Annotated in this window: 18 protein-coding genes; 8 read left to right on the top strand and 10 right to left on the bottom strand. The window is 70.1% G+C overall.

Going from position 1 to position 13364, the window contains the following annotated elements:
* Positions 1-4: 4 nt before the first annotated feature.
* The 7 genes from RC1_RS16810 to RC1_RS16780 all read right to left on the bottom strand — a co-directional run bounded on the left by RC1_RS16810 (position 5) and on the right by RC1_RS16780 (position 4280).
* Positions 5-487 carry a F0F1 ATP synthase subunit B family protein gene (locus RC1_RS16810; RefSeq protein ID WP_012568649.1) on the bottom strand — a complete coding sequence of 161 codons (483 nt, stop codon included), beginning with the start codon at positions 485-487 and terminating at the stop codon, positions 5-7.
* On the bottom strand, positions 487-1218 hold the full coding sequence (locus RC1_RS16805; RefSeq protein WP_234703790.1) for a F0F1 ATP synthase subunit B family protein: 732 nt from the start codon (positions 1216-1218) through the stop codon (positions 487-489). The genes RC1_RS16810 and RC1_RS16805 overlap by 1 nt, the downstream gene beginning before the upstream one ends.
* A gap of 160 nt (positions 1219-1378) precedes the next feature.
* On the bottom strand, positions 1379-1603 hold the full coding sequence (locus RC1_RS16800; RefSeq protein WP_012568647.1) for an ATP synthase subunit C family protein: 225 nt from the start codon (positions 1601-1603) through the stop codon (positions 1379-1381).
* 71 nt (positions 1604-1674) lie between these two features.
* Positions 1675-2421 carry a F0F1 ATP synthase subunit A gene (locus RC1_RS16795; protein WP_012568646.1) on the bottom strand — a complete coding sequence of 249 codons (747 nt, stop codon included), beginning with the start codon at positions 2419-2421 and terminating at the stop codon, positions 1675-1677.
* Positions 2414-2818 carry an AtpZ/AtpI family protein gene (locus RC1_RS16790; protein ID WP_012568645.1) on the bottom strand — a complete coding sequence of 135 codons (405 nt, stop codon included), beginning with the start codon at positions 2816-2818 and terminating at the stop codon, positions 2414-2416. Before RC1_RS16790 ends, RC1_RS16795 begins: the two co-directional genes overlap by 8 nt.
* A gap of 236 nt (positions 2819-3054) precedes the next feature.
* Positions 3055-3630, bottom strand: a complete 576-nt coding sequence (locus tag RC1_RS16785; protein WP_012568644.1) for a copper chaperone PCu(A)C — start codon at positions 3628-3630, stop codon at positions 3055-3057.
* Between the two features lie 14 nt (positions 3631-3644).
* Entirely contained in the window at positions 3645-4280 is a 636-nt protein-coding gene (locus RC1_RS16780) for an SCO family protein (RefSeq protein ID WP_012568643.1), read from the bottom strand.
* Positions 4281-4554: 274 nt separating this feature from the next.
* Between RC1_RS16780 and RC1_RS16775 the strand changes: the two genes are divergently transcribed.
* The gene (locus tag RC1_RS16775) at positions 4555-5496 is read left to right on the top strand and encodes an L-lactate dehydrogenase (protein WP_012568642.1); all 942 of its coding nucleotides are present in this window, start codon (positions 4555-4557) and stop codon (positions 5494-5496) included.
* 68 nt (positions 5497-5564) lie between these two features.
* Here RC1_RS16775 and RC1_RS16770 read toward each other — a convergent pair whose 3' ends face one another.
* Positions 5565-6296, bottom strand: a complete 732-nt coding sequence (locus RC1_RS16770) for a PhoH family protein (protein ID WP_012568641.1) — start codon at positions 6294-6296, stop codon at positions 5565-5567.
* Positions 6297-6689: 393 nt separating this feature from the next.
* Between RC1_RS16770 and RC1_RS16765 the strand changes: the two genes are divergently transcribed.
* The 4 genes from RC1_RS16765 (at position 6690) to minE (ending at position 9218) form a co-directional block, all read left to right on the top strand.
* A complete protein-coding gene (locus RC1_RS16765) occupies positions 6690-6911 on the top strand; it encodes a hypothetical protein (RefSeq protein WP_041785479.1) in 222 nt (73 codons plus the stop codon).
* Positions 6912-7280: 369 nt separating this feature from the next.
* Complete coding sequence (gene minC / locus RC1_RS16760; protein ID WP_041785477.1) at positions 7281-8072, top strand: septum site-determining protein MinC; 792 nt, start codon at positions 7281-7283, stop codon at positions 8070-8072.
* Positions 8073-8112: 40 nt separating this feature from the next.
* Positions 8113-8928: a septum site-determining protein MinD gene (minD, locus tag RC1_RS16755; RefSeq protein ID WP_012568638.1), complete on the top strand. Its 816-nt coding sequence runs from the start codon at positions 8113-8115 to the stop codon at positions 8926-8928.
* Positions 8925-9218 (top strand): cell division topological specificity factor MinE, encoded by a 294-nt coding sequence (gene minE, locus RC1_RS16750; RefSeq protein ID WP_012568637.1) that lies wholly within the window; start codon positions 8925-8927, stop codon positions 9216-9218. Before minD ends, minE begins: the two co-directional genes overlap by 4 nt.
* A gap of 54 nt (positions 9219-9272) precedes the next feature.
* On the opposite strand, the gene panB is transcribed toward minE, so the two are convergent.
* Together panB and RC1_RS16740 are read right to left on the bottom strand one after the other, a co-directional pair.
* Positions 9273-10100: a 3-methyl-2-oxobutanoate hydroxymethyltransferase gene (panB, locus tag RC1_RS16745; RefSeq protein WP_012568636.1), complete on the bottom strand. Its 828-nt coding sequence runs from the start codon at positions 10098-10100 to the stop codon at positions 9273-9275.
* Positions 10101-10214: 114 nt separating this feature from the next.
* Complete coding sequence (locus RC1_RS16740; protein ID WP_012568635.1) at positions 10215-10850, bottom strand: HAD hydrolase-like protein; 636 nt, start codon at positions 10848-10850, stop codon at positions 10215-10217.
* A 320-nt stretch (positions 10851-11170) separates the two neighbouring features.
* Between RC1_RS16740 and RC1_RS16735 the strand changes: the two genes are divergently transcribed.
* The 3 genes from RC1_RS16735 (at position 11171) to RC1_RS16725 (ending at position 13355) form a co-directional block, all read left to right on the top strand.
* The gene (locus RC1_RS16735; protein ID WP_012568633.1) at positions 11171-11806 is read left to right on the top strand and encodes an EF-hand domain-containing protein; all 636 of its coding nucleotides are present in this window, start codon (positions 11171-11173) and stop codon (positions 11804-11806) included.
* Positions 11807-11930: 124 nt separating this feature from the next.
* Entirely contained in the window at positions 11931-12899 is a 969-nt protein-coding gene (locus RC1_RS16730; protein WP_012568632.1) for a ribonucleotide-diphosphate reductase subunit beta, read from the top strand.
* 96 nt (positions 12900-12995) lie between these two features.
* The gene (locus RC1_RS16725; protein WP_012568631.1) at positions 12996-13355 is read left to right on the top strand and encodes a hypothetical protein; all 360 of its coding nucleotides are present in this window, start codon (positions 12996-12998) and stop codon (positions 13353-13355) included.
* Positions 13356-13364 lie beyond the last annotated feature (9 nt).

The raw sequence follows: 13364 nt of genomic DNA, 5'->3' as shown, positions 1-13364 counted from the left end.
GGGGTCAGTGCAGCTTGGCCGGAAGTTCGGCGATGGCATTGCCGACCAGGACCTCGTCGCGCGTCGCGTCCATGTTCTGGACCAGGATGCGCTCCGTGGCGGCGACGGCGATGTCCACGGCAAGGTCGCGGACCTGCTGGACGGCCTGCGCCTCGGCCTGGGCGATCTTCTCCATCGCCTGCGCCTCACGGCGCCGCAGGGATGCCTCCAGGTCGGTGGCGGCCCGGCGGCGGATGCGGTCGGCTTCCTCGCGGGCGGCGGCGATGATGTTCTCCGCCTCCTTCAGCGCGTCGCGCTGCTTGCGCTGATACTGGGCGAGGGCCGCCTGGGCGTCCTCGCGCAGCTTCTGCGCCTGCTCGATCTCCTCGCGGATGCGCTCCGCCCGGTCATCCAGCGCCTTGCCGATGGTGTTCGCGGCGATGCGCCAGACGGCGGCGACGAACAGGACGAAGGCGACGAGAACCCAGAAGGTGGGATTCTGGAGCATCACACGACCTCCTGCCGGACGCGGTTCAGAGCCTCTTCGACGGCCGCCTCGGCGGTAGCCGGATCGAGATCCAGACCGGCCAGCTTCGCCGCGGCGGCGACGGCCGTCTCGGCGGCAACGCCGCGGATGTTGCCCAGGGCGGCGCGCCGGGCCTGCTCGATGCGGGCTTCGGCGGCACGGGCGCGCTCGGCCAGATCGGCGGCCAGCTCACCCAGGCGCTGCGTGGTCTCGCTCTCCGCCGCGAGGGTCGCGTCGGACAGCACCTTCTGCGCCTTGGCGCGGGCCTCGGCCAGCTCGCGCTCGTAATTCTCGATGACGGCGTCCGCCTCGGCCTTCAGCGCACCGGCGCGGTCGAGGTCGTCGGCGATCTTCTCCTGCCGGGCTTCCAGCACCTCGGCGACGCGGGGCAGCGCCACCTTGGACATCAGGAACAGCAGCAGGCCGAAGGTCACCGCCAGCCAGAAGATCTGGGTCGGGTAGGTGTCGGGGTTGAGCTGCGGCAGCCCGCCCTTGGCGTGCTCCGCCGTCTCCGCCGCCACGCCCTCGGCGATGTGCTCCGCCGTGCCGTGCGCGTCGTCCTGGGCGGCCGCCGGCGGCGCCACCTCCTGGGTCACGCCCTGCGGCGCCCCGGCATCCTGGGCAAGAGCCGGCAGGGCCGGGGAAGCGGCCAGCGCCAGACCCAGCACCAGGGCCCCGGCCCGCCGGGCCAACGTCAGCCTGAAATCCACCATGCGAGGATCACCTTGCGTGCGCGACCGCCGGAAGGCCCGGCAGCCGCCTCGATCCCGGGAAGCACGGGCCCCTGCCCGAAGGCGGGGCCGGCCCCAACAAACCGCGGCGCGGAGACATCCCCACGCCGCGGACCGTTCCATCGAGCCGGAAGGGACTGGCTCAGGCGAACAGGATCAGGAAGGCGATCAGCAGCGCGAACAGCGCGACGGCTTCGGTCAGAGCGAAGCCCAGAATGCCGATCGGGAACACCTGGTTGCGGGCCGCCGGGTTGCGGGCGACCGAAGCGATCAGGTTGGAGAAGATGTTGGCGATACCGATGCCAACGCCAGCCAGGGCGAACATGGCCAGCCCGGCGCCGATGTACCTTGCCGCTTCAGCTTCCATTTTAACTCTTCCTCTTCCGATGGGACGGTTGGACGGTTAACCCGACCCCCGCTTCTTGTGCGTTCGAGCGCTCAGTGCAGTTCGATTGCGTCGCGGATGTAGATGCAGGTCAGGATGGTGAAGACGTAGGCCTGCATGAAGGCGACGAGAATCTCGAAGCCGATCAGGGCCACGTTGAGAAGGACAGGGATCAGACCGAAGGCGTAGCCGAGCCCGCCCAGGGCTGCGCCCATGCTGACCGTGAACCCGGCGAAGACCTTCAGCATCGTGTGACCGGCCATCATGTTGGCGAACAGTCGGATGCTGAGGCTGACCGGCCGGGACAGGTAGGAGACGATCTCGATCGGGACGATCAGCGGCGCCAGCCAGATCGGCGCGCCCTGGGGCATGAAGAAGGAGAAGAAGTGCAGGCCATGCCGCACCAGCGCCAGGATCGTCACGAACAGGAACACCACCATCGCCAGCGCGAACGTCACGGCGATATGGCTGGTGAAGGTGAACGCCCCCGGGATCATGCCCAGGAGGTTGCCGAACAGGATGAAGGTGAAGATCGAGAACACCAGCGGGAAATAGCGCCGGGCTTCCGGCCCCGCATTCTCCTTCACCATGCCGGCGATGAATTCGTAGAGCAGCTCCGCCATCGACTGCAGCCGGCCCGGCACGATGGCCCGCCCGCGCATGCCGAACATCAGGAGCGTCGTGGTGGCAAGCACCGCGGCGACCATGAAGGCCGCGGAATTGCTGAAGGACAGGTCGAGCCCGCCGATCTGGATCGGCACGATCGGCTGGATTTCGAATTGATGCAGCGGATCAGCCACGGTGTCCTCGCCCTTCGTCCTGCCGACTTTCTTCCGACCCTTCCGCCTCGGCGGAATGCCGGAACCCAACTGCGTAACCGGCGCCCGTGACGGCCCGGAAGACGTTCATCACCCCGGCGCCCGCGCCGAGAAAGAACATCACCACAAGCCCCCAGGGCGCCGTTTCCAGCCAGCGGTCGATCATCAGACCGCCGCCGACACCGACAACCATCGCGGCCAGCAGCTCGACCCCGATCCGGAAACCGAACCCCAGCCCGCCGCGGGTATCGACCTCGGCGCCCGGATCGGGCGACGACGTCACGATGCCGGCGTTCCGCCGTGCCCGCCGCAGCCTGGCCTCGATCTCCTCCAGCGAGGGGGGTGTTCTGTCCCCCGTCATGTCCGGATCATCCGTCATGATGGGAGCACCCTTCGCCGCCGAGTTCGACGCCGCGCGAAAGCGGCGGCACCATACGGGCCGCACCTACCCCTGTCAAGTGTCGAAAACTCTCCGTTAAGTACCTGAAATGACAAGGTTTAGTCTCCGACTCCAAGGGGATGCTGCGGCGCAGCGGGCAGCACCGTCCGGGAACGGCCGGTGCGCTGCCGGAGCCCGCGGCCGGCCGGCGACGCACCGCCGCCGCCCCGGGGGCCTCAATGGTGGTGGTCGGCGGCCTTGCCGTCCCCATGGTCGTGATCATGGTCATGGTCGTCGCCATGCTCATGATCGTGGTCGTGGTCGTGGCCGGCATGGGCGTCGGGCTCGTCCCCGGGCGCGCGCACCTGCGCCGTCAGCCCGACGGCCCCCGCCTTCTCGAAGGTCAGGGTCAGCGGAAAGGTCTCGCCCGGCTTCAACGGCTGCTTCAGCCCGATCAGCATGACGTGCAGCCCGCCGGGCTCCAGCACCAGCTCGGCATCGCCGGGGATCTCGATGCCGCCCTCGACCTTGCGCATGCGGGCGACCGAGCCGTCCATGATGTGGGTGTGCAGCTCCACCGTCTCCGCCACCGGGGAGGCCGCGGTGGTCAGACGGTCGTCGGCACCGCCGTTGACGATGGTCAGATAGGCGGCCCCCGCCTTGGCGGACGAGGCGGTGGCGCGTGCCCATACCACCTCCAGCGACAGCGGCCCGGCCTTGACCGGGGGCAGCGGATCGGTCGCGGCCAGGGCCGGACCGGCCAGCAGGGCGCAGAGGGCGGCGGCGGCCAGCCGGACGGACTTGGCGGACATGGATGCGGTTCTCCCTATCGGCTTGCGGAGCGGATGTACTGGCGGATGGCGTCGGCGATCTCGCCGGCCCCGGTCCCGCGGGGGAAGACGGTGAGGAACCCGCCGTCCGGCCCCATCAGGTAGGTGTAGGTGGAATGGTCCATGGTGTAGGTCGAGCCGTCGGCGGCGGGCGCCTTGGCATAGTAGACCCGGAAGGCGCGGGCGGCGGCGGCCACCTGTTCCGGCGTGCCGGTCAGCCCGACGATGGCGGGATGGAACATGTCCGTGTACTCGGCAAGCTGGGCCGGGCCGTCGCGCTCGGGGTCGATGCTGACGAACAGGGGCTGCACCGCCGCCGCGTCCGGCCCCAGCGCGTCAAGCGCGCGGGCGATGAGCTGCAGTTCCGTCGGACAGATATCCGGGCAGAAGGTGAAGCCGAAGAAGATCAGCCGGTACTTGCCGGCATAGTCGGCCGAGGTGACCTCGCGCCCCGTCTCGTCCACCAGCCGGAAATCGCCGCCGATGGTCACCCCCGGCGTGGCGATGGCCCCTGCGGGCACACCGCCGGCCCGGCCGGCGTCCTGCCGCACGGTCCAGAACGCCACCAGGGCGGCGAGGATCAGCCCGGCCAGGATGCCGATGGCGATGCGGAGAACTCGGGATGGCGTCATGGACGTTCTCTCCTGGGGCGTTCTTCCGGAAAGGGCCGGCGGCACCATCCGGAAGCGTCCCGTCAGATGGTCCTGCGGACGCGGTGGCACCAGGGGGCTGACGGGTCCGGACGGGACCGGCCGCAGCCTACGCGCTCGGCTCCCGGGAGGAAAGGCCCGCCGGAGCGGGAGCGGGAGCCGACGGAAGGAGCGCCCCGCTTGACCTGACTCAACACCCGGACACCACTGGAGCTGTTATGGTTACCGGGATCGAGAGGAAGAAAAGGAGAACGGCATGAAGATCGGCATCGTCGGAGCCGGGTTCGTCGGCAGCACAGCCGCCTATGCCATGGTGATGCGCGGGGTCGGCAGCGAGATCGTGCTGGTGGACCGCAACGGTGAACTGGCGGACGCGCAGGCGCGCGACATCCTGCACGCCACGCCCTTCGCCTATCCCACCAAGATCCGCGCCGGCAGCTATGCCGATCTGGACGGGGCCGGGCTGGTGGTGCTGGCCGCCGGTGTCAACCAGAAGCCGGGCGAGACCCGGCTGGAGCTGCTGACCCGCAACGCCGAGATCTTCGGCGGCATCATCCCCGAGGTGCTGAAGGCCGCGCCGCAGACGATCCTGCTGGTGGCGACCAACCCGGTGGACGTGATGACCCAGATCTCCACCGTCATCGCCGCCCGCCACGGGGTGCCGACCTGCCGGGTGATCGGTTCCGGCACCATCCTGGACACCGCACGCTACCGCGCGCTGCTGGGCCAGCATCTGGGCGTCAGCCCGAAGTCGGTGCATGCCCATGTCCTGGGGGAGCACGGCGACAGCGAGGTGCTGCACTGGTCGAATGCCGAGGCCGGCGGGCTGAACGTGGCAGTGGTCGGCGAACAGGTCGGCCGCCCGCTGACCGAAGCCGTGAAGGCCCGCATCGACGACGAGGTGCGCTGCGTCGCCTACCGCATCATCAAGGGCAAGGGCGCCACCTGGTACGGCATCGGCGGCGGTCTGGCCCGGCTGGCGCAGGTGATCGCCAACGACGAGCGGGCGCTCGTCACCTGCTCCATGCTGACGGACAGTTGCCTGGGCGTGCCGCAGGTTGCGCTCTCCCTGCCCCGCCTGCTGGGGGCAGCCGGTATCATCAGCACCCTGACGCCAGAACTGGACGAGGCGGAGGCCGCGGCGCTCCGCCGCAGCGCCGAGGTGCTGAAGTCGGCCTTCGACGGGGTGAAGCTGTAACCCTGCGGGGCGGGAACGGGACGGTGCCACGGCACCATCCCGTATCCGGAACCGCCGTCAGCGGCCCGTCAGAGCACCGTCAGCATGCTGGCCACCAGCGGATGGCGGACGATGTCGCGGTCGCCCAGCCGGACGACGGCGATGCCGTCCACCGGCTCCAGCCGCCGGGCGATGTCGGCCAGACCGGAAAGCCCGTCCAGCAGGTCGGACTGGTCCGGATCGCCGGTCAGCACCATGGTCGAGTGCCAGCCGAGCCGGGTCAGCAGCATCTTGATCTGGGCATAGGTGCAGTTCTGCGCCTCGTCGATCACGATGAAGGCGTTGTTCAGGGTGCGCCCGCGCATGAAGCCGACGGGCGCGATCTCGATGGCGCCGTCCGCCATCAGGGCGCGGGCGCGCTTGCCGCCCAGCCGGTCGTTCAGCGCGTCGTAGAGCGGGCGCAGGAAGGGGGCCATCTTCTCCCCCATGTCGCCCGGCAGGTAGCCGATGCTCTCCCCCGCCTCGATGGCCGGGCGCGACAGCACGATGCGGTCCACCCGGCCGGCGTCCAGGGCCTCCACCGCCGCCGAGATGGCGAGGTAGGTCTTGCCCGTCCCGGCGGGACCGAGGGCGAGGGTCAGGTGATGGCCGGCGATCGCCTCCATCAGGTCCTTCTGCCCCTCGCTCTGCGGCTTGACCGTCCGGACGTAGCTCTGCTCCCGGCGGTCCTCGCCCAGGGGGTCCCAGGCCGCCCCGCGCGGGAACAGCGGATGGACCTTGGCATCGGCGGAAGCAGCGGCTCTGGACTGGCGCTTGGCCATCTAGGTTTCTCCTCCAAGGGTGTCGGGGAAACGCGCGCACGAAAAAACCGCACCCTCCGGCGGAGGCGTGCGGTTTCGGCAGGGGGCAGCGGCAGAGGCCGGAAGGGCACCGCCATCGGGGGCGGGCTCCGTCGCCTGGAGCGGGATCGGGGGGCCTGGCAAATCCCGGTATCGCAAGTCCCGGTATCCATTTCGCGGCTGCACCACGGTCAGGAGAGTACCGGAATAAATGCCGCACGTCAGCATGTGTTGCGGCGGCAACGGAAGATTCACACAAGATATTGCGCAAGGGACATGGAGCAGGTCCCGCATCCGGCCCGGGGTGGCCCGGCCGGGCGGGCTCGGCTAGACTGCGCGGCGGCAGCAGGAGTCAGGACAGCGGCGGAGGCGGCAATGGCGGCAGGACCCGGCCACAGGGGCGGTGGATACCCGGCGGCGGCCGGCGCGGTGACCGACGAGGAGTCCGGGACCGAGGCGCCGGACCGGGACGAGGACGACCGCCGCGCCCGGCAGGCGCTGACCGCCCTGTTCCGCCGCGGCCTGATCCCGGAAGCCGAGTACCGGGCGCGTCTGGCCCGTCTGGGCGGCGCGGTCGGGGACGGGCACGGCGGCTGATCCCGCGCCAGGGGCATGCCGTGGCCCTGCCGGTTACCCGATTCCGCGCTTGCCGCCGCCCTTCCGGACGGCATAGTTCGGGGGAACGGCCGTGGGTCCGCGATCTTTTCCCGCCCCCTGCGAAGCCTTTGCACGCAATAACATAAATCTTGTATAAGACCTGGGTTTTGTCTCAAAATATGGCGGATGATCCCGCTTGACGGCAGCGCCTGCTTGGGCTTGAACGGCGCTTCCCGCACAGGTCGGTGCCAGGATTCCGAGGACGGGGTCCGGTGCACCGATCCGGGAGTGCGACCGTTTCGATTCGAACAGAGTGGCGCCGGCCGGGTCGCGGATGACGGGTGGGGACCAGTGAATACAAGCGCCCAGATGGCCTATCGTGATGCGCCGTTCCAGATGCGCGGAAGCACCTTCACCCTGATGGTCCTGAAGGTGGGCGATCCGCGCAACCCGAATTTCTTCCCCGTTCTGGCGGGCAAGATCGCGCAGGCGCCCAATTTCTTCCGCAACGCCCCCGTGGTGCTGGACCTGGACGACCTGCCGGCCGGCGCTCCCTTCGACTTCGCCCAGTTCACCGGGCTGCTGCGCAATCTGGGCCTGATCTGCATCGGGCTCCAGGGCGGCACCCGCGAATTGCAGGATGCGGCGCTGGCGGCCGGGCTGGCCGTGGTGCCGCCGGCCCGCGGCGGCGCCTCCGAACCGATCCGGCCGCTGGCGGATTCCGGGCGCAGCGCCGCACAGGGCGCGCTGGGCGGCGGCGCCCCGGCCGCGGCGGCGCAGCCGCAGCAGCCCCCGCAACCGCAGCCGGCCCCGGCGCCCGCCCCCTCCCGCGGCAGCCTGATCGTCACCGAGCCGATCCGGTCCGGCCGGCAGATCTATGCCGAGGGCGGCGACCTGATCGTGATCGGGGCGGTCAGCCCCGGCGCCGAACTGGTGGCCGACGGCAGCATCCATGTCTATGGTGCCCTGCGCGGCCGTGCCCTGGCGGGTGTCGGCGGCGACCGCAGCGCCCGCATCTTCTGCCACAGCCTGGAAGCCGAACTGGTCTCCATCGCGGGCCTCTACCGGGTCAGCGAGGACATGGACAAGTCGCTGCGGCGCCGGCAGGTCCAGATCTATCTCGACAACGGTTTCCTGCATATCGACCCCGTGGCCGTGTGAGCACGGGGCGCCCGTCAACCAGAAGAAGTGGAGACGCCTCTTGGCCAAGATCATCACGATGACTTCCGGCAAGGGCGGCGTGGGCAAGACGACCTCCAGCGCCGCCTTCGGGACGGGCCTTGCCCTGCGCGGGTTCAAGACCTGCATCATCGATTTCGACGTGGGTCTGCGGAACCTCGACCTCATCATGGGGTGCGAGCGCCGTGTCGTCTTCGACTTCATCAACGTGATCCATGGCGAGGCGCGGCTCAGCCAGGCGCTGATCAAGGACAAGCGGGTCGAGAACCTGTTCATCCTCCCCACCTCGCAGACGCGGGACAAGGATGCGCTCAGCCGTGACGGCGTGGAGCGCATCCTGGAGGAGCTGAAGAAGGAGTTCGACTACATCGTCTGCGACAGCCCGGCCGGCATCGAGCGGGGCGCGCAGATGGCGCTCTACTTCGCCGACCACGCCATCATCGTGACCAACCCCGAGGTCTCCTCGGTGCGCGACAGCGACCGCATCCTGGGCGTCATCCAGGCCCGCTCGCGCCGCGCCGAGATGGGGCTCGACCCGGTGCAGGAGCACCTGCTGGTCACGCGCTACGACCTGGAGCGCGTGGACAAGGGCGAGATGCTGAAGGTGGAGGACGTGCTGGAGATCCTGGCCATCCCGCTGATCGGCATCATCCCGGAGAGCCCGGCCGTGCTGAAGGCCAGCAATGTCGGCATGCCGGTCATCCTGGACGAGAAGTCCACCGCCGGGCAGGCCTACATGGACGCGGTGGCCCGCTTCCTGGGCGAGAAGATCGAGCACCGCTTCGCCAAGCCGGAGCGCAAGGGCTTCTTCGACCGGCTGCTGCGGAGGTCCGCATGAACCTTATGGATTTCTTCCGCCGGAACAAGGAACCGACCGCCACCACCGCGAAGGACCGCCTCCAGATCGTGCTGGCGCACGAACGCGCCGACCGCAACGCCCCCGACTTCCTGCCGGCCTTGCAGAAGGAACTGCTGGCCGTGATCAAGAAGTACGTGCCGATCGACGACGACAAGGTCGCCGTCAAGCTGGAGCGCGAAAGCGGCTGCTCCATGCTTGAGGTGAATGTCGAGCTGCCGGCACCGACCAAGGGCGCCCCCCGCCAGCCGGCCGCGACGGCGGCCGGCTGAACCGCCGGCCGCCTTGTTGAGGCGCGCCGGCCGATACGGAACGGGCCGGAAGGATCAGGACGCCTTCCGGGCCGCGAAGACGTGTTCGGTGCCGGGAAAGCGACGGGCGCGCACGTCGGCGGCATAGGTGGCGGCCGCTTCCTCGATCACCGGCCCCAGCTCGGCATAGCGCCGGACGAATTTCGGCGTGAAGGCACCGTAGAGACCCAGCAGGTCGTCGGAGACCAGCACCTGCCCGTCACAGGCCGCCGACGCGCCGATGCCGATGGTGACGCAGGGCACGGCCTCCGTCACGGCGCGGGCCAACGGCTCCACCACCCCCTCCACGACCAGGGCGAAGGCGCCGGCCTCGGCCACGGCACGGGCGTCGCCCAGGATCTTCGCCTGCTCGGCGTCGCTGCGGCCGCGGGCGCGGTAGCCGCCCAGCGCGTTGACCGCCTGCGGCGTCAACCCGACATGCCCCATCACCGGGATGCCGCGGCGGACCAGGAAATCCACCGTCTCCGCCATCTCCTCCCCGCCCTCCAGCTTGACCGCGGCGCAGCCGGTCTCGGCCAGGATGCGGGCGGCGTTGCGGAAGGCCTGCTCGCGGCCCTCCTGGTAGCTGGCCCAGGGCATGTCCACGACGACGCAGGCGCGCGACGAGCCGCGCACCACGGCAGCGCCGTGGGCGATCATCATGTCCAGCGTCACCGGCAGGGTGCTGTCGAAGCCGTACAGCACCATGCCCAGGCTGTCGCCGACCAGCAGCACCTCCACATGCGGGTCCAGCAGGCGGGCCATGGAGACGGTGTAGGCCGTCAGCACGGCCACGGGCTCCCGGCCCTTGCGGGCGGCGATGTCGGGCACGGCGAGGCGCTTGGACTGACCGGTGGCGCTCATGGCGGGTCCCTCCCCTTGCGGACTGGTCGCCGGCGGACCCCGGCGGGTCCCGCGGCGCAGCATGGCGGTGAGGTACACCAATCCCGCCCGGCGTGCCAGCACCGGGCCGCGAGGCTAGAGGCGGACGCCCAGTCCGGCGGCCATTCCGGCCACGGTGTCGAAGACCGGATCGGCCCCGGCCGCGGCGAGCGCGGCCGGGCGGGTATAGCCCCAGGCGACCCCGGCGAAGGGCACCCCCGCCTCCCGCGCCGCGTCGAGATCGCGGATCTCGTCCCCGATGGAGAGCGCCTCCGCCGCCGGGACGCGCAGGTCGCGCAGCAGCCGGCGCAGCTTCGGGGCCTTGCCGAACAAGGCTGTTCCGCAGACGAAACGGTCCACGTTTTCCGCCACCTCCGGTCCCATCACCCGGCGCACGTTGGGTTCGGAGTTGGAGGTCAGGACGGCAACGGTGGTGCCCGCGGCGCGCAGCCCGGCCAGCAGGGCGGGCACGCCGTCGAACAGGGGCAGGCTGCCGATGTCCCGCGCCATGCGCCGCTTCATGTCGGCCGCGATCAGCGGCAGCTTCCAGGACGGCACGCCCAGATGCGCGATCAGGGTGCGCGCGCCGGTGTCCCGCATCGCCTCCAGCTCCTCCGCCGAAAGCCTGGGAACGCGCCATCGTTCCGCCATCGAATTGAAATTCGCGGCGAACCAGGGATAGCTGTCGGCCAGCGTGCCGTCGAAGTCGAAGATGGCCAGTCGGACGGTCATGGGCAGGCCGGGCAGCGGATGCGGAAGGCGGGTCGCCAGCTTTACCCCGCGCCGCCCCCGTGCGCACCTGCGAAATGCCGGTCCCGTGCCGGCGGCCCGTCCGGAAGGCTACTCGCCGCCACGGCCGACGTGTAAGCTGAGGTCCCACCCCTTCCCCGGCGCTGTCGTGCCGCTGCCGTCCCGGCGCTCCGCCGTCGCCCTTCCCCGGCGCTGTCGCGCCGTCGCCCTTCCCGGCGCTGTCGCGCCGTCGCCTTTCCCGGCGCTGTCGCGCCATTGCCCTTCCCCGGCGCTCCCGCGCCGAAGCCCGAGACCCGCCGCCCATGCGCCAGCTTCCCGCCTTCGCCGCGCTGACCCTGCTGCTTGCGGCCTGCGCCGGTTCCGACCCGGACATCCCGCGCCCACGCCTGACCGCCCTGAGCCCGGCGGGAGAGCTGCTCTCCGCCCCCACCCCCGACCCGGAAGCCTACCGCGCCGCGCTGACCGACTGGTTCCGGCGGGCCGACCGCAATGGCGACGGGGCCGTGGACCGGATCGAACTGCTGGCCGACACCGACCGCGCCTTCGCCGCCTTCGACCTGAACCGCGACGGACGCATCACCGCCGCGGAACTGACCGAGTACCGCCTGCGCTCCCCGTTCCGCGCCCCGCCGGAACCGACCGGACGCGACCGGCCGGGGACGGAGGGAACGCCGGGCGGCGATCCGTCCGCGGCAGGCGTCGTCCCGCGTGAGCGCGCCGCCCGCAGCCGGGCCCGGCCCCGGCTGGATGCCGTGATGTCGGCCGACACGGATGCCGACTTCCAGGTCACGGCGGCGGAGCTGCGGACCCAGGCGGAGGCCCGCTTCGCCGCCGCCGACGCGGACGGCGACGGCCGCCTGACGCTGGAAGAGGTGCAGGCGCTCGCCACCCGCACCCTGGAGGCCGCGGCCCGGGCCGTGGACCCGCGGCGGCGCTGACCGCCGCGCCGGGGCGGGCGGAACCGCCCCCGCTTTCCACAGGGCCGCGACGGGAGGAGGCCCTTCCCCGGGGCCTATCCTGTGCTATCTTATCGCACCACCCCCTAGATATAGTGTGGACGCCATGGCCTCCCCCCTGCTGACGCCCAACCCGGTCTACAAGCCCTTCCGCTATCCCTGGGCCTACGAGGCGTGGCTGACGCAGCAGCGCATCCACTGGCTGCCGGAGGAAGTGCCGCTGGCCGACGACGTGAAGGACTGGCGCCAGAAGCTGACGGAGGCCGAACGGAACCTGCTGACGCAGATCTTCCGCTTCTTCACGCAGGCCGACGTGGAGGTGAACAACTGCTACATGCGGCACTACAGCCGCGTCTTCCAGCCGACCGAGGTCTGCATGATGCTGGCCGCCTTCTCCGCCATGGAGACGGTCCACATCGCGGCCTACAGCCACCTGCTGGACACGATCGGCATGCCGGAGATCGAGTACTCGGCCTTCCTCCGCTACAAGGAGATGAAGGACAAGTACGACTACATGCAGGGCTTCAACGTCGACAGCCTGGAGGACATCGCCAAGACCCTGGCCGTGTTCGGCGCCTTCACCGAGGGGCTGCAACTGTTCGCCAGCTTCGCCATCCTGATGAACTTCCCCCGCTTCAACAAGATGAAGGGGATGGGCCAGATCGTCACCTGGTCGGTGCGCGACGAGACGCTGCACACGCTCTCGATGATCAAGCTGTTCCGCACCTTCGTGAACGAGAACCCGCAGGTCTGGACCGAGGCGTTCCAGCGCGAGCTGACCGTCTGCTGCGAGACGATCGTCCATCACGAGGACGCCTTCATCGATCTCGCCTTCGAGATGGGCCCGGTGGAGGGCATGACCGCCGAGGATGTGAAGCGCTACATCCGCTGGATCGCCGACCGCCGGCTGGGCCAGCTCGGCCTGGAGCCGGTCTACCGCATCGAGAAGAACCCCCTGCCCTGGATGGACGCCATCCTGAACGGGATCGAGCACACCAACTTCTTCGAGAACCGCGCCACCGAATACAGCAAGGCCGCCACCCGCGGCACCTGGGACGAGGCATTCGCGGACTGAGGCGTCCGCGGACGGGAGCGTCCTTGACCCTCGCCCGGCAGCGTGCGTACTCTTGTTCGTACGTCCGGCATCCGCACTGCCGGCGGGGAGGCTGACATGACCGGGCGCAGCGGCCACACCGACAGCACCGACTACCAGGGTCGCGGCACGACCGCCGGCAATTCAGAAGCGCTGCGCTTCGACAAGGCGCTGTTCCGCCGCCATCCGGAGTTCCGCGGCGCCCTGAAGGCGCGGGTGGTCGGACCCGGCGTCATGCTGGTCGTGGCGCAGGAGCTGCCCGAGGAGACCGCGGTGGAGGACGCTGCCGACCCGATGCTGGCAGCCTGGCTGTCCTTCATCGAGGCCGATGCCCGCCAGTTGCGCGACCTGTCCGAGGAACGGCTGGCGGAGATGGGGGAACTGGTCGTCGGCGTCACCGTGGGCGACGACGACGACCTGGGCGACGCGTCGTTCTGAGGGCCGCGG

This window comes from Rhodospirillum centenum SW, assembly GCF_000016185.1.
Classification (GTDB): domain Bacteria; phylum Pseudomonadota; class Alphaproteobacteria; order Azospirillales; family Azospirillaceae; genus Rhodocista; species Rhodocista centena.
This window is presented reverse-complemented; position numbering and strand designations above follow the sequence as displayed.